Origin of the sequence: Thaumasiovibrio subtropicus (assembly GCF_019703835.1) — a bacterium.
GTDB classification, from domain to species: domain Bacteria; phylum Pseudomonadota; class Gammaproteobacteria; order Enterobacterales; family Vibrionaceae; genus Thaumasiovibrio; species Thaumasiovibrio subtropicus.
The window spans coordinates 1,585,980-1,600,523 of record NZ_AP023054.1; the positions used below are offsets into that span (position 1 = coordinate 1,585,980).

Genomic DNA, 14,544 nt, shown 5'->3' on the forward strand with positions numbered 1-14,544 from the left:
ATCAAGCAAATCAGTATGAAAGGACTCTTCTGTAAGCCTTTCAAAACAATTAATTATATGTGCTACTTGGTATGTGGCACCACTGTAAGGATATTTACATGCCTGTAATTACTCTTCCTGACGGCAGTCAGCGTCAATTTGACAACTCTGTATCTACAATGGAAGTCGCGCAATCAATCGGTCCAGGTCTTGCAAAAGCGACGATCGCTGGCCGTGTTAACGGCAACCGTGTTGATGCTTGTGATTTAATCGAAGACGATGCAAGTCTTGAAATCATTACCGCAAAAGATGAAGTTGATGGTCTGGAAATCGTTCGCCACTCTTGCGCGCACCTTCTTGGTCACGCGCTAAAGCAACTTTATCCGCAAGCGAAAATGGCCATCGGTCCGACGATCGATAATGGTTTCTACTATGACATTGATCTTGACGAGTCATTGACGCAAGAAGATCTTGAGAAGATCGAAAAGCGCATGAAAGAGCTTGCGAAGACCAAATACCAAGTTATCAAGAAACAGGTAAGCTGGCAGGAAGCGCGTGACACATTCGAGTCGCGTGGAGAAACCTACAAGGTTGAAATTTTAGACGAAAACGTTGCACGCGACGATCGTCCTGGTCTGTACCATCACGAAGAATACATTGATATGTGTCGCGGCCCTCATGTTCCACATATGGGCTTCTGTCAGCATTTTACGCTGCTTAATGTGGCTGGTGCATACTGGCGTGGCAACAGTGATAATAAAATGCTGCAGCGCATCTACGGTACCGCTTTCCATGATAAGAAAGCGCTAAAAGCGCATTTAACGCGTCTTGAAGAAGCCGCAAAGCGTGACCACCGTAAAATCGGTAAGCAGTTAGACCTATTCCACATGCAGCAAGAAGCACCGGGTATGGTGTTCTGGCACAATGATGGTTGGACAATCTATAAGACGCTTGAAAACTTTATTCGCGACCAACTTGTTAAGTTTGAGTACGAAGAAGTTCGCGCACCATTGATCCTAGATGTCAGCATGTGGGAAAAATCGGGTCACTGGGATAAGTACGGCGATATGATTTTCTCAACGGAGTCTGAGAAGCGCACGTATGCAGTTAAGCCGATGAACTGTCCTGGCCATCTGCAGATCTTCAATCAGGGTCTAAAGTCGTACCGTGATCTTCCATACCGCATGGCGGAGTTTGGTTTAGTTCACCGTAACGAGCCTTCAGGCTCTCTACACGGCCTAATGCGTGTGCGATCTTTCACGCAAGATGACGCACACGTTTTCTGTACTGAGGAACAAATTTTACAAGAGGTTTCTTCTTGTATTGAGATGGTCTTTGATACCTATAAGACGTTTGGCTTCGACAATGTGGATATTAAGTTGTCGACGCGTCCAGAGCAGCGTGTCGGTTCAGAAGAGGTTTGGGATAAAGCAGAGCAAGCGTTGGAAGATGCGCTCAAAGCAAACAATCTCGAGTTTGAATTGCAGCCGGGTGAGGGTGCGTTCTATGGACCTAAGATTGAGTTCACATTGTACGACTGCCTAGATCGCGCATGGCAATGTGGTACTATCCAGCTAGACTTCTCTATGCCGGGTCGCCTAGGTGCTTCTTACGTGGGTGAAGATAATGAGCGTCACGTACCTGTGATGATTCACCGTGCTATTCTTGGTTCACTTGAGCGTTTCATCGGTATTTTGATGGAAGAATATGCAGGTTTCTTCCCAACTTGGTTAGCGCCTCAGCAAGCTGTTGTGATGAATATCACCGATAGTCAGGGTGATTATGCGCATGAAGTGGCGAAAAAACTGCAAAAAGCTGGATTTAGAGTCAATGCAGACTTGAGAAATGAGAAGATTGGCTTTAAAATTCGCGAACACACATTAAAGCGTGTCCCTTATATGCTTGTTTGTGGTGACAAAGAAGTAGAAGCTGGGGAAATCGCAGTGCGTACCCGTAAAGGTAAAGACCTGGGTAAATTCAAGATTGATGACTTTATTGCTCACCTGCAGCAGGAAGTTAGCAGTCGTACGCTGAATATTTCGGAGGAATAAGATATTAAAGGCGCAAGAAGAGGCCAACAGCCAGCAAAACAAAATGCACATCGCTTAAATGAAGAGATCCGTGGTGTACGTGAAGTACGTCTAACTGGGGTCGACGGCGAAGCTATCGGTGTCGTGTCTATTGAAGAAGCGATGAATGCAGCGTATGATGCTGGCGTTGATTTGGTAGAAATCAGTCCTAATGCCGAGCCACCAGTCTGTCGCGTGATGGACTATGGCAAATATCTCTTTGAAAAGAGCAAGGCTGCTAAAGAGCAAAAGAAAAAGCAAAAACAAGTCCAAGTGAAGGAAGTGAAATTCCGTCCGGGCACAGATGTGGGCGACTATCAGGTAAAACTGCGCAACCTGGTTCGCTTCATTGAAGAGGGCAACAAAGTCAAAGTAACGATTCGCTTCCGCGGCCGTGAAATGGCGCACCAAGACATCGGTGTTGACGTTCTTAATCGTTTGAAGGAAGACACAGCTGAAATTGCAGTTGTTGAAAGCTTCCCGACGCGCATTGAGGGCCGTCAGATGATCATGGTTATCGCCCCGAAAAAGAAGTAATTAGTGCATCCAAGTAGATAAAGGCCTGCTTGAAAGAGCAGGCCTTTGTTTCGCCTAATTATATTGGTATTAACTTTATTAACAATGCGGAGTCTCATCATGCCTAAGATGAAATCCAACAAAGGCGCTTCTAAGCGCTTCAAAAAAACCGGTGGTGGTTTTAAGTTCAAGCACGCAACCAAACGTCACATCCTGACTAAGCGTACTACTAAGAACAAACGTCAACTGCGTCCAAATGCAATTCTACCTAAGTGTGAAGTTGCAGCAGTAGCACGTATGCTTCCATACGCATAATTCGTTTTTAGTCTTACACATAATTAGTTAGGAGTTTCACATGGCTCGCGTAAAACGTGGTGTACAAGCTCGTGCACGTCACAAAAAAGTTCTTAAACAAGCTAAAGGTTACTACGGTGCGCGTTCACGCGTGTATCGCGTAGCGTTCCAAGCAGTTACTAAAGCTGGTCAATATGCTTACCGTGACCGTCGTCAACGTAAGCGTCAGTTCCGTCAACTGTGGATTGCACGTATTAACGCTGCATCGCGCCAGAACGGTCTGTCTTACAGCCGTTTCATCAATGGTCTGAAGAAAGCGTCTATCGAAATCGATCGTAAGATCCTTGCAGACATCGCAGTATTCGACAAAGCGACTTTCACAGTACTTGTTGAGAAAGCGAAAGCTGCTCTGTAATTTATTACAGTTCGGTATTCAGAAAGGAGCCCTCGGGCTCCTTTTTTCGTTTGTTTAGTTTGCGATACGCCAAGGGCTATGAATTGTCGCAGTCGGTTGTTCGTTATAACTCCACCAGTTTGCTTCCCAGACTTCATCGCTAAAAAATACAGTATCACCTGCGTGATATGGTCGCTGCATTTGCCAATCTGAAATGATAGGCTCTGGCGATATCATCCAGTCAATCATGTCAGTATGAGTGACAAACCGTACCTCAGGGAAGGAGAGTGCATACTCGATAAACTCGGTGAGTACATATTGTCGATCCGCCGTTGTTGTCTCTGGTGTACCAAAGGTTTCACTGCCATTCACTAAGCCGTATAAATTTGAGTGGAGCCCTAGTACTAACGGCGAACGGTTACCTTGTAGTCTAAGTTGTAGGTTGTATTTATAGATAGCCAAAACATCATCTCGGTTTAAACCTGCTGCGCCCCAATCTGGCGTGAAATACAGATTCCAATCGAAGTTATCGCCTTTCCCTGATACCGGATCGAAATAGCTAACGCGACTCGCAATTTTGTCTCGCAGTGAATACTGAAGCCCGAACTCAGTCATCAAGTCATCTGGTGGCACAATCAGACTCGTGAGTGGAATTTCCCAAAAGCCGGGATAAGTATTTATCGGTTGTTTCCATACACCACCGGCTAACCATTGTGAAGGGCTACCGTCATCAAGGGTGTGCGGCCAATAGTTGTTTGTTCCATCTTCTTCGGGGGTGATGCCTGCGGGTAGGCTGACATCGTAGTTGAGGCCATTTGCGATCAGCGCTTCAAACGTGGCATCACTGTAGGTGAGATAAGGCGCCCTAAAACCAGTATGGTTCGGCATCGGTTTTCCACCGAAGGCATAAACTTGCTCGATGAGATTTTGACATTGGGCTATTTCTGCGTACCAGTCGTCGTAGGTCATCCAGTTGTTGAGAGGATCCCAATTGATCTTGTCATCAGGATGGGTTTGTGAGTGGTTAGCGACCTCGTGACCTTCATGGACAAGTGCTGACCATAAACCAAGTAGGGTAGGGTCTGTGTCATTCGCTCCACAATGATTAAAAAAGGTTGCAGAGAGTCTTTGGCCTGCGTGGCTATCATCGCCTCTGGGATTTCGATATCGGTATAAGATGGAGCGAACAAACATCATGCCCTCATAGTCTGCATTGTCATCAAATCCCAAGGCAATGAACTGTGGTGTGACTACCGTTGCTATGGGGCTCTCTTGACTCGCATAGAAAGGTGCATTTTCTTGTCCACTCACCGCCGCACTCGCTACGAGTGTACTTGCGAGCGAAAAGGCAATTCTCTGTGTGCGTGAAAACGTCTTACGAAGCATAGTGATCTAATTCCCTGTAGTTTGAATGCATGGGTGAGTGTAGGAAGTGTTAGTGGAGTAGCAGGTTCCATTTGGGGGAGGGGTGTTCAATGCTGCGAGATAATTATTGTTCTTGTGTTTTATGCCAGCGGCTGTTTTCAACGCATTAGGAATAGCGATCACGTGGTTTACGTATCTCTGTTTGTTTCAGCGGTGCTTTTTTTATCCAAACTGGTGAATTTTCTGAGATTCGGTTTGGATTACTCGACTCTTTTATTTACTATGTAACGCTAAGTAAAAAATAAACTCCCAATGGATGCCACCTTCTGAGTGGACGAGGAAATGATGCTACAACTAGACGAGATCTTAGCCAACGCAACGACTGCTATTGAGCAGGCAGAGTCGCTGGTCACTCTGGACGAAGTCCGAGTCCAGTACCTGGGGAAAAAAGGTGAACTAACGCTTCAACTTCAAGGTTTAGGTAAATTGCCACCTGAAGAACGTCGCTCTGCTGGTCAAGAGATCAACAAAGCGAAAGGTGCGGTTCAACAAGCTATCGCAGCGCGCAAAGACGCATTACAACGTGCGGAACTTGAAGCGAAATTAGCAGCAGAAACCATCGACGTTACCCTACCGGGTCGTCGTATCGAGAACGGTGGTTTACACCCTGTGACTCGTACTGTTGAGCGTATTGAACAGTTCTTTGGTGAGCTTGGCTTTAACACGGAGTCTGGTCCTGAGATTGAAGATGCATTCCACAACTTTGATGCACTAAATATCGCAGAAGATCACCCAGCGCGTACTGACCACGACACGTTCTTCTTTAACCCAGATCTCATGCTTCGTACTCATACATCTGGTGTTCAGATCCGTACCATGGAAAATGGCAAACCACCATTCCGCTTCATTGCACCGGGCCGTGTTTACCGTAACGACTACGACCAAACGCACACGCCAATGTTCCACCAAGTTGAAGGCATGCTAGTAGACGAAAACGTCAACTTCGCGCAGCTAAAAGGCATCCTGCACGACTTCCTATGTAACTTCTTTGAAGAAGAAGTGGAAGTGCGTTTCCGTCCTTCTTACTTCCCATTCACAGAGCCTTCAGCAGAAGTCGACGTGAAAGGTAAGAATGGCAAATGGCTTGAAGTACTGGGCTGTGGCATGGTTCACCCGAATGTACTTCGCAGCGTAGGCATTGACCCTGAGAAATACTCTGGCTTCGCATTTGGTATGGGCGTTGAGCGTCTGACTATGCTTCGTTACGGCGTAAACGATCTTCGTGCGTTCTTCGAGAACGATCTTCGTTTCCTAAAACAGTTCAAGTAATCCAGGGGAACCATCACTATGAAATTTAGCGAATCTTGGCTTCGTGAGTGGGTAAACCCTGCGGTATCGACTGACGAACTTACACACCAAATCACAATGGCGGGTCTAGAAGTAGACGACGTACTACCTGTTGCTGGTTCTTTCACTGGCGTTAAAGTGGGTAAAGTGGTTGAGTGTGGTCAACACCCAGACGCTGACAAACTACGTGTAACTAAAGTAGATGTTGGCGCTGAAGAACTTCTAGACATCGTTTGTGGCGCATCGAACTGCCGCCTAGGTATCAAAGTTGCGGTTGCGACTGTTGGTGCCGTTCTACCAGGCGATTTCAAAATCAAAAAAGCAAAACTACGTGGTCAACCATCACACGGCATGCTGTGTTCATTCTCTGAACTAGGCATCGACGTTGAATCTGATGGCATCATGGAACTAGCTGAAGACGCAGCGATCGGTACTGATTTCCGCGAATTCCTAGGTCTTGACGACGTAACAGTAGACGTAGACCTAACCGCTAACCGCGCGGACTGTTTCAGCATCCGTGGTATGGCGCGTGAAGTTGGCGTTCTAAACCGTGCTGACGTCACTGAGCCTGCGGTAAACGCAGTAGCACCAGTTATCGATGACACTGTTTCTATCGAAGTGAAAGCGACAGCTGCATGTCCACGTTACCTTGGCCGTGTGGTTAAGAACGTAAACGTTCAAGCTGAAACACCACTTTGGATGCAAGAGAAACTGCGCCGCTGTGGTATCCGCTCTATCGACCCAGTTGTAGACATCACTAACTTTGTTCTTCTAGAGCAAGGCCAGCCAATGCACGCATTCGATCTTGCTAAGATTGAAGGTGGCATCGTAGTGCGTATGGCAGAGCAGGGCGAGAAGCTAACGCTTCTAGATGGTAACGAAGCTGAGCTAAACGCAGATACGCTAGTTGTCGCAGATCACAACAAAGCCCTTGCTATCGCAGGTATCTTCGGTGGTGAAGAGTCAGGTGTAACCACTGAGACTAAAGACGTGCTACTTGAATGTGCGTTCTTTGCACCAGACCACATCCGTGGCCGTGCGCGTAGCTACGGTCTACACACGGATTCTTCAATGCGTTTTGAGCGTGGTGTCGATTTCGCACTACAAACAAGCGCAATGGAGCGTGCAACAGAGCTTTTAGTTGAGATCTGTGGCGGTGAAGTAGCGCCTGTTGTTGCAGTAGAGTCAGAAGCTGACCTACCAAAAGCAAACACAGTATCACTACGTCGTACTAAGCTAGACAGCCTACTGGGCCACCACATTGCAGACAGCGATGTTGTTGAGATCCTTGAGCGTCTTGGCCTAACTGTAGAAACGACAGAGGCAGGTTGGACAGCGACAGCACCAACATGGCGTTTTGATATCGCAATCGAGCAAGACCTCATTGAAGAAGTCGGTCGTATTTACGGTTACGATAACATCCCTAACCAAAACCCAGCGGCAGCACTTAAGATGCACGACCACGTTGAAGCGAACATTCCGCTAAAACGCGTGCGTAATCTACTTGTTGACCGTGGTTACCAAGAAGCGATCACTTACAGCTTCGTTGAGCCAGAGCAGCAAAAGCTTGTTGTTCCAGGTGTTGAGCCGCTAATCCTGCCATTCCCAATCTCTGCGGATATGTCAGCTATGCGCCTAGGCCTAATCCAAGGTCTACTAAACACTGTGGTTCACAACCAGAAACGTCAACAGCCACGCGTTCGTCTATTCGAATACGGCCTACGTTTCATTCCATGTGAGTCTGCGGAAAATGGGATGCGCCAAGAGCCTATGCTTGCGGGTGTTATCGCTGGTACTCGCAGCGAAGAGCATTGGGATATCGAAACCAACACTGTTGATTTCTTTGATCTAAAAGGCGATCTAGAAGCGGTTCTTGAGCTTACAGCAAACAAAAACGCATACGCTTTTGCTGCGCTTTCTGCTGAAGATAAAGCAGCGAACCCAGCGCTTCACCCTGGTCAATCTGCAGCAATCGTTGTAGATGGCAAGCAAGTTGGTGTGATTGGTACCGTTCACCCAGAGCTTGAGCGTAAGTTTGGCCTAAACGGTCGCACTATCGTATTCGAAGTGGAATGGTCTGCAATCAATACTAAAGTGATTCCAGAAGCGGTTCAGCTTTCTAAGTTCCCATCAAACCGTCGTGACATCGCGGTAGTTGTTGATGAAGCAGTCGCTTCTGGCGACATCGTTGCAGCATGTCTAGAGCAAGGTGGCGAGTTCTTACAAGATGCGAAGCTGTTCGACGTTTACGTTGGTAAGGGCGTTGAAGAAGGTAAGAAGAGCCTAGCAATCGCACTGACGCTGCAGTCAGTAGAGCGCACGCTTGAAGATGCGGACATCGCGGGTGCGGTTGACGCAATTGTTGCACACGTCTCTGAGAAGTTTGGTGCTACGCTACGCGACTAATCACTTTACTATAAAGATGAAAGTTAAAAACCCTGCGTATTTGGCAGGGTTTTTTTTAAATTGAAATAAATTCTACCTGTAGTGCATCTTGACCTAGGTTGATCTTATGAACACCAATCCGGTCATTTCTGTTGTATTGGCGAATGCTATGATCAAACCCAAAGGCGGTAGAAGGGGCCATGTATTGGGTGACGTTGTGACGTTTTTCTACGATGCTGGCATGCCCATGGCCACATATCACTTCTTTTACACTGTACTTAGCTAATACTTTTAATAGTGTCTCATCGTTCTCGAGGCGGATCGCTTTCATCCAATCTGCACCAACTGGCAATACAGGGTGGTGGAGAACAACGACAGGCTTTATTGCGCGTTGAAGCTGTTTGCGTAAACGGCTCAATTCTCGACGATTTACACGGCCAGAGCCTAGTGGAAGTCTGGGGCTCAGCGGTTTATCGCTTGTATCGATGAAGCAAAAGTCTCTCTCATCTATTCTTACCTTTTGTGTCACATTGATAGCAGTATCTCTTAACTCAGATTGCATGAGCCGGTTGTCGTCATGATTACCGGGAATCGCATACATGGCTTGCTGTTGAGCATATTGTGAGACGAATTTAGCGAATGTGCGGTAGCAGCCTGATACAGGACCACAGCAAATGTCACCGGTGAAGAGAATATGAGTTGATGCTTTGTCGTTGTTAGCCAGTGTTAGCGCTTTTGCCAAATGATGATAGCTGGTTTCGTCATGGAGGTGACAGTCACTGATTTGATAGATTGTACTCATTGTTGCTCAAGGGCTGACTGATGAAGAGGTGTATTGGGAAGATTCTATCACTGGTTGGTGAGTGGATTCTAACTTGGTTTTGATTTCCTGAGTGGTGTCTTGATATAGAAAGAGGGGGATTGATTTATGGCTTCTTGGATAAGTTTCTAATGACTAGCCTACACCCAATACGCATACTGAGTAATGCGTAATTTGGCTTATGTGTATATACAGCCCCCTCAAAATTCAGTGACTACATGCCTGATTCTGAAGAAATAATCGAGAAAATACGTTCTTTCTTTAGCCTAAAATGCATTTTTCAGTAAGATATTGATAAATTGGTTAATTTAACTGGATTGTGTAAATCATGCAGTCAAATTAGCTATATATACACCATTGACAGAATCATATTTCATTAAACGCGGGCGGGCTGTACAACTTTTTGCATTTGCTGTGAGCGATATCACTGATATTTATCAGTTTTTTTTGACCAGAGGCGATGAAAAAAGTTGGCGGAAATCAGCTGGTTGGCATAAACTTGAGTTAAGTTGTTGTCTGGTGGGTTAAAATTGTTGCTGAATAACTATTTAGTAAATCAATTGCACACTGGCTAACACGAGTCGCGCTCCTTGATAGCGCATATGTTCAACATTGTCTTGAGGGAAACATCTATGGCGCTCACTAAAGCCGATTTGGCTGAGAACCTGTTTGAGAAAGTTGGATTGAACAAACGGGACGCCAAGGAGACGGTAGAAGTGTTCTTTGAAGAGATTCGTAAGGCGCTTGAAAATGGAGAGCAAGTTAAGCTTTCCGGGTTTGGCAACTTCGATCTACGAGAAAAAAATGAAAGGCCGGGTCGAAATCCCAAGACCGGCGAGGACATTCCAATTTCTGCTCGTCGTGTGGTGACATTTAGACCAGGGCAGAAACTGAAAGCCCGAGTCGAAAATATCAAGTTGGATGATTAATTAGAAGAGCTCTGCAGACGCAGAGCTTTTTTGTATTTGGAGATCACTGCTACCGCTCATTCATTTTTGCTTTTGCTAAGTTACCCGATGTGATCAATATGTGATTTTTGTGTTTCTGCTTTGTGTATATTGCCTTTATGGAGGTTTTGTATGCAAACAGCTTCTTTTGTGGAACAATTTCATGCTTTGGGCTTTCTTGGTATAACACTCAATACCACTTTTAGCTCACCTCAGTATTTCTCACTTGATGGTTGTGACTTTGTTTACCATCAACCCGGTATACTCGAAGTGATTCCGCTTCATTGGTCGCAGCGAGTCGTTATCTCTTCTGGCATTCATGGAGACGAAACTGCGCCTATTGAAATGGTAAATCAGCTTGTTTCTGAGCTGATTCAAGGCAAATACCAACTGGGCGCGCGCGTATTATTTATCATTGCACACCCGCAAGCCATCCAAGCTGGAAAGCGTTTTATCGATACAAACTTAAATCGCCTTTTTGAGCGAGAAGTTGATGACGATGGCAGTCTTGAATTCAATATTGCGCGCCAGTTGGATAGTGTTGTTAGCAACTTTTTCTTCGAAGGGGAAGGGCTGAAATGGCACTTAGATGTGCATAGCGCTATACGCGACTCAAAGTATTTTGCCTTTGCTGTTCGCCCGTTCACAGAGCCTGAGATCGCTAAGCAGCCATTGATGAGCTTGTTATCAAAAGGGCGGGTCTCTGCCGTTCTTCATTCTCAGTCACCTTCCTCAACATTCAGTTGGTATAGCGCACATTATCATCAGGCTAATGCGTTAACCGTTGAATTGGGGCGTGTTGCGAGATTTGGCGAGAATAATCACCAAGAAATTAAATCGTTCAAAGCAGCATTGGTTGCCCTATTGAATGATGCCCCTTTCAGTCTTGAACAAGGTAGCTTCAAGGTTAAACAGTATCGCGTGAATCGAGTGTTGAATAAGCAGGACGACAGTTTTCGATTTGTTTTTCCAGCGTCTACTGCCAACTTCACCTTGTTTGATGGGGGAGAGGTGATTGCCTATGAACATGAACAACCTATTTCCTCACAGATAGGTGAGAGATTAATTTTTCCAAATGCCAACGTGCCTATTGGTCAGCGGGCAGCGTTATTAGTCGTCGAAGTAGACAACTGAGTATACAGGTTTGTGGCGTAGCGAAGGCCCATATTTCTGCCCTATTCTCTATGACTTGCTATTGAGTCTGTCTTTAGGTCTGGTAAGGTTATACCGATTGGAAATGATAGGCTTTTTATGGATTTACTTGGGTTAGAGCAGCGTCAGTCAAGACGTTGGAGTCGACTGTTGGCGGTTCTATTCGTGTTACTTTTTTTGTCAGTGCTGTTCTCATTGAGTGCTGGTGAAGTATGGTTTTTACCTCTGGGTGAGTTGAGTAAGTTTGAGCATATGTTACTTTGGGAGCTGCGATTACCGCGAGCGCTCTCAACTGTCGCGATTGGTGCAATGCTCGCGGCATCGGGTGTATCTCTTCAGGTTGTGTTGGGCAATCCTCTCGCCGAACCAGGTATTCTAGGGGTATCTGGGGGAGCTAGTCTTTTTGTTATTTTGCTGCTGTTTTTATTTCCTAGCGTAGCGCACCCGTACGTGCTGATGGCTGTTGCTGTGATAGGGGCATTGCTGTTTACCCTATTGCTGGTTGGCTTGAGTTTATGGCGTCGGCTATCTACACCAAATATGTTACTGATTGGTATCGCATTGGGAATACTTTCCAGCTCGGTAGTCACTTGGGTTTTCTACTTTTCCAACGATATGAACTTGCGCCAGTTGCTGTATTGGTTGATGGGTAGTGTTTCTGGTGTGACATGGCAGCAACTCAGTATTTTAATCTTCCTTGTACCAATATTAGTTTGGCTCTGTATGCAAGGAAAGGTGCTCGACTTTCTGATGTTAGGTGACGTGACAGCCGCGCAACTTGGTATTGATACCCATCGAACACGAATAAAATTGATCGGTGTTATCGCCTTATTGGTTGGGGGAAGTGTTGCGCTTGCTGGGGTTATTGGTTTCATTGGTCTGGTTGTCCCACACATATTGCGGTTGAGCTTTGGTCCTTCACACCGCTTTTTAGTTATTGCGAGTGCAGTTGCTGGGGCGGGACTATTAACCCTTTCTGACACATTATCTCGAATTCTGATGTCTTCAACAGAGTTACCCGTGGGTGTTATTACGGCCTCTATTGGCGCCCCCGTCTTTGTATGGCTGCTTTTAAGGGGGGAAGCGGATGTTAGTCGCTGATTCTGTTACATTATTCGGAAGGGTCGATTCAGCGTGTCTAGCTTTTCCTTCTGGCAAAGTGACGCATTTGATCGGTGCAAATGGGAGTGGCAAAAGTTCTTTGTTATTTTGTCTTTCTGGTTTAGTTGACCATTCGGGAAAGGTAGAGTGGGCTAAGGAGAACATAAAAAACTGGAGCGCGAGTGAGCTATCTTCTTATCGCGGTTACTTTCCTCAAGACGCAAAGCCTGCCTTTGATCTGTCAGTACACCAGTATTTAAGTACCGTCATTAGTCGCATTGGTCCGGAAAACGCGCAAGCATACCATCAAAAGTTGCCATTTTTTGATGAATACCTTCATATCCTGCCATTATTGGACAAGAAAGTGAGTCAATTGTCAGGCGGTGAATGGCAACGCGTAAGATTATTGGCGCATTTTATGCAAGTTTGGCCAAGCTTAAACAAGCACATTCGTTACGCGTTACTTGATGAACCTATGACGGGACTCGATATTTTGCACCAGTGTAATGTTGAATATTTGATTGGTGAGTTGGCAAATAGCGGTTGTACGGTTGTGGTTGCTAACCACGATATAAACCAGTCGCTCAAAAGTGCACATCAAATCGTCGCATTACAGGCGGGGCGTGTTATAACCGATGGTAGACCTTTGGATGTGTTGACACCGTCATTAGTTAAGCAAGTGTTTGGCGTTGATGCGGAACGCATCTCGATTAACGAATGCCCACACCTCATTTGGTGAATTTTGATTATAAGCGAGAAGCTATGACAACAAAACTCTACTATTTCCATGATCCAATGTGCAGTTGGTGTTGGGGTTTTAAACCTGTTTGGGAGCAAGTGAAACAGGCGCTCCCTGAATCGGTTGAGGTGGTGAATATTCTTGGAGGACTTGCACCGGATTCTGATGTCCGCATGAGTACAGAAACTGAAGGCTATATTCGCGCAACTTGGAAAAAGATTGAAGCTCAGTTAGGGCGACCTTTTAATCATCAGTTTTGGGATGTTTGTGTTCCCAAGCGATCAACGTACCCTGCGTGTCGCGCTGTTATCGCTGCAAGTGTACAAGGAAAAGAAGAAGAGATGATTGAAGCGATTCAATCGGCCTACTACTTGCGCGCACTAAGCCCTTCTGAGCTCAGAGTCTTACTTTTACTGGCTGAGGAATTGGGGCTTGATCAAGCACTTTTCGAAGAGCATATGGAAAGTGATGAGCTTGATGCGTTACTGGCTGAGGAGGTCGCTTTTTATCAGAAGGCGAATGTCAGTGGCTTTCCTTCGTTAATGTTAGTAAAAGATCAAACGGCATTTCCGCTATTGATAAATTATGAAGAGCCGCGAGTTATTTTGAATCAGGTCGAAGTACTGCTTTAAAATTAACGGCTTACTGAGAGTGGTAAGCCGCTATTATCACTAAGGTTTAGCTACCCATGCTGAACACCATCCCTCTGCAGAAACGAGTTTACCGGGAAAGATGGCACAAGGCCGCCATTCATCTCCGTCACTTCCTTGGATTAATGCGCAGTTTGCGCAGTTTCGTCCTTCAATTTTCGAGCTATGTACGTATTTCAAGGACTTGGCTTGTGCGTCATCAAGGCTGATTTTCGCGGGACTAGCAACAGCCTTTTGGCTGGATAACCCACCTGTACCGACAATGATGACGCTACCTAATGCATATTTTAAGAATGCGCGCTTGCTCTTTTCCATTGCAACTTCCTTTATTGTTGTATTCTTCATAAGTATACGAAAGGCATGAGTAAGCGATTAAATTTCTTGCATATTGCTTCTTATGAACACGTCTAGAGAGTCGGGCTCATGTGCAAAAATAACGGTTCTCATTGAAGCAAAGGTGAGATGAGTAAAAATTACACGCTTTTGCCTTGTTGTCATGACACCTTTGTTGAATTAATTGTTGTTAACAGAATGTATTTCGTACTGAAAACTGGTAAGTGACAGAAAACAGACATGTTAAGGGTCACTAAGATCCTTACGTTGGATCTTGGATCTGAAAATTATTTTGTTACTCATTAAGTTAGAGCGGGTTTCACACATGAGACATAGCGTCAAAAAACAGTCTTAAATCTGCTATTTGTGGCTTTATTGTTATGTTTTTGGGCTCAATGTCACGTATACTATTGAGTGTATCAATGCGTATTTTAGGTGTCGGAGTACAAACTT

General features: G+C 45.6%; 14 protein-coding genes. 11 read left to right on the forward strand and 3 right to left on the reverse strand.

Annotated features, from left to right (window positions below):
- The first annotated feature begins 98 nt into the window (after positions 1 to 98).
- The 4 genes from thrS (at position 99) to rplT (ending at position 3,273) form a co-directional block, all read left to right on the forward strand.
- On the forward strand, positions 99 to 2,030 hold the full coding sequence (gene thrS, locus TSUB_RS07310) for a threonine--tRNA ligase (RefSeq protein WP_087017839.1): 1,932 nt from the start codon (positions 99 to 101) through the stop codon (positions 2,028 to 2,030).
- 3 nt (positions 2,031 to 2,033) lie between these two features.
- On the forward strand, positions 2,034 to 2,585 hold the full coding sequence (infC, locus tag TSUB_RS07315) for a translation initiation factor IF-3 (protein WP_087017837.1): 552 nt from the start codon (positions 2,034 to 2,036) through the stop codon (positions 2,583 to 2,585).
- Positions 2,586 to 2,684: 99 nt separating this feature from the next.
- Entirely contained in the window at positions 2,685 to 2,879 is a 195-nt protein-coding gene (gene rpmI, locus TSUB_RS07320) for a 50S ribosomal protein L35 (protein ID WP_087017836.1), read from the forward strand.
- Positions 2,880 to 2,919: 40 nt separating this feature from the next.
- Positions 2,920 to 3,273, forward strand: a complete 354-nt coding sequence (gene rplT / locus TSUB_RS07325) for a 50S ribosomal protein L20 (RefSeq protein ID WP_086937851.1) — start codon at positions 2,920 to 2,922, stop codon at positions 3,271 to 3,273.
- 54 nt (positions 3,274 to 3,327) lie between these two features.
- Here the strand turns inward: rplT and TSUB_RS07330 are convergent, their stop codons facing one another.
- Positions 3,328 to 4,638, reverse strand: a complete 1,311-nt coding sequence (locus TSUB_RS07330; RefSeq protein ID WP_087017834.1) for a polysaccharide deacetylase family protein — start codon at positions 4,636 to 4,638, stop codon at positions 3,328 to 3,330.
- Positions 4,639 to 4,962: 324 nt separating this feature from the next.
- On the opposite strand from TSUB_RS07330, the gene pheS reads away from it, so the two are divergent.
- Together pheS and pheT are read left to right on the forward strand one after the other, a co-directional pair.
- The gene (gene pheS, locus TSUB_RS07335; RefSeq protein WP_087017832.1) at positions 4,963 to 5,946 is read left to right on the forward strand and encodes a phenylalanine--tRNA ligase subunit alpha; all 984 of its coding nucleotides are present in this window, start codon (positions 4,963 to 4,965) and stop codon (positions 5,944 to 5,946) included.
- Between the two features lie 18 nt (positions 5,947 to 5,964).
- On the forward strand, positions 5,965 to 8,370 hold the full coding sequence (gene pheT, locus TSUB_RS07340; protein ID WP_087017830.1) for a phenylalanine--tRNA ligase subunit beta: 2,406 nt from the start codon (positions 5,965 to 5,967) through the stop codon (positions 8,368 to 8,370).
- Between the two features lie 55 nt (positions 8,371 to 8,425).
- Here pheT and TSUB_RS07345 read toward each other — a convergent pair whose 3' ends face one another.
- Positions 8,426 to 9,151 (reverse strand): metallophosphoesterase family protein, encoded by a 726-nt coding sequence (locus tag TSUB_RS07345; RefSeq protein WP_087017828.1) that lies wholly within the window; start codon positions 9,149 to 9,151, stop codon positions 8,426 to 8,428.
- 650 nt (positions 9,152 to 9,801) lie between these two features.
- Between TSUB_RS07345 and ihfA the strand changes: the two genes are divergently transcribed.
- The 5 genes from ihfA to TSUB_RS07370 all read left to right on the forward strand — a co-directional run bounded on the left by ihfA (position 9,802) and on the right by TSUB_RS07370 (position 13,740).
- Entirely contained in the window at positions 9,802 to 10,098 is a 297-nt protein-coding gene (ihfA, locus tag TSUB_RS07350) for an integration host factor subunit alpha (protein ID WP_087017826.1), read from the forward strand.
- Positions 10,099 to 10,248: 150 nt separating this feature from the next.
- Positions 10,249 to 11,250, forward strand: a complete 1,002-nt coding sequence (locus tag TSUB_RS07355) for a succinylglutamate desuccinylase (protein ID WP_087017824.1) — start codon at positions 10,249 to 10,251, stop codon at positions 11,248 to 11,250.
- A gap of 117 nt (positions 11,251 to 11,367) precedes the next feature.
- Complete coding sequence (btuC, locus tag TSUB_RS07360; RefSeq protein WP_087017822.1) at positions 11,368 to 12,369, forward strand: vitamin B12 ABC transporter permease BtuC; 1,002 nt, start codon at positions 11,368 to 11,370, stop codon at positions 12,367 to 12,369.
- On the forward strand, positions 12,356 to 13,108 hold the full coding sequence (locus tag TSUB_RS07365) for an ATP-binding cassette domain-containing protein (protein ID WP_087017821.1): 753 nt from the start codon (positions 12,356 to 12,358) through the stop codon (positions 13,106 to 13,108). The genes btuC and TSUB_RS07365 overlap by 14 nt, the downstream gene beginning before the upstream one ends.
- A gap of 23 nt (positions 13,109 to 13,131) precedes the next feature.
- Positions 13,132 to 13,740 carry a DsbA family protein gene (locus TSUB_RS07370; protein WP_087017819.1) on the forward strand — a complete coding sequence of 203 codons (609 nt, stop codon included), beginning with the start codon at positions 13,132 to 13,134 and terminating at the stop codon, positions 13,738 to 13,740.
- A gap of 39 nt (positions 13,741 to 13,779) precedes the next feature.
- On the opposite strand, the gene TSUB_RS07375 is transcribed toward TSUB_RS07370, so the two are convergent.
- A complete protein-coding gene (locus TSUB_RS07375; RefSeq protein WP_087017818.1) occupies positions 13,780 to 14,073 on the reverse strand; it encodes a high-potential iron-sulfur protein in 294 nt (97 codons plus the stop codon).
- Between the last annotated feature and the right edge of the window lie 471 nt (positions 14,074 to 14,544).

Excerpts from the sequence above, each read along its gene's own strand:
- thrS (WP_087017839.1), top strand. The coding sequence starts at position 99 with ATGCCTGTAATTACTCTTCCTGACGGCAGTCAGCGTCAATTTGACAAC.
- rpmI (WP_087017836.1), top strand. The coding sequence starts at position 2,685 with ATGCCTAAGATGAAATCCAACAAAGGCGCTTCTAAGCGCTTCAAAAAA.
- rplT (WP_086937851.1), top strand. The coding sequence starts at position 2,920 with ATGGCTCGCGTAAAACGTGGTGTACAAGCTCGTGCACGTCACAAAAAA.
- TSUB_RS07330 (WP_087017834.1), bottom strand. The coding sequence starts at position 4,638 with ATGCTTCGTAAGACGTTTTCACGCACACAGAGAATTGCCTTTTCGCTC.
- pheS (WP_087017832.1), top strand. The coding sequence starts at position 4,963 with ATGCTACAACTAGACGAGATCTTAGCCAACGCAACGACTGCTATTGAG.
- pheT (WP_087017830.1), top strand. The coding sequence starts at position 5,965 with ATGAAATTTAGCGAATCTTGGCTTCGTGAGTGGGTAAACCCTGCGGTA.
- TSUB_RS07345 (WP_087017828.1), bottom strand. The coding sequence starts at position 9,151 with ATGAGTACAATCTATCAAATCAGTGACTGTCACCTCCATGACGAAACC.
- ihfA (WP_087017826.1), top strand. The coding sequence starts at position 9,802 with ATGGCGCTCACTAAAGCCGATTTGGCTGAGAACCTGTTTGAGAAAGTT.
- TSUB_RS07355 (WP_087017824.1), top strand. The coding sequence starts at position 10,249 with ATGCAAACAGCTTCTTTTGTGGAACAATTTCATGCTTTGGGCTTTCTT.
- btuC (WP_087017822.1), top strand. The coding sequence starts at position 11,368 with ATGGATTTACTTGGGTTAGAGCAGCGTCAGTCAAGACGTTGGAGTCGA.
- TSUB_RS07365 (WP_087017821.1), top strand. The coding sequence starts at position 12,356 with ATGTTAGTCGCTGATTCTGTTACATTATTCGGAAGGGTCGATTCAGCG.
- TSUB_RS07370 (WP_087017819.1), top strand. The coding sequence starts at position 13,132 with ATGACAACAAAACTCTACTATTTCCATGATCCAATGTGCAGTTGGTGT.
- TSUB_RS07375 (WP_087017818.1), bottom strand. The coding sequence starts at position 14,073 with ATGGAAAAGAGCAAGCGCGCATTCTTAAAATATGCATTAGGTAGCGTC.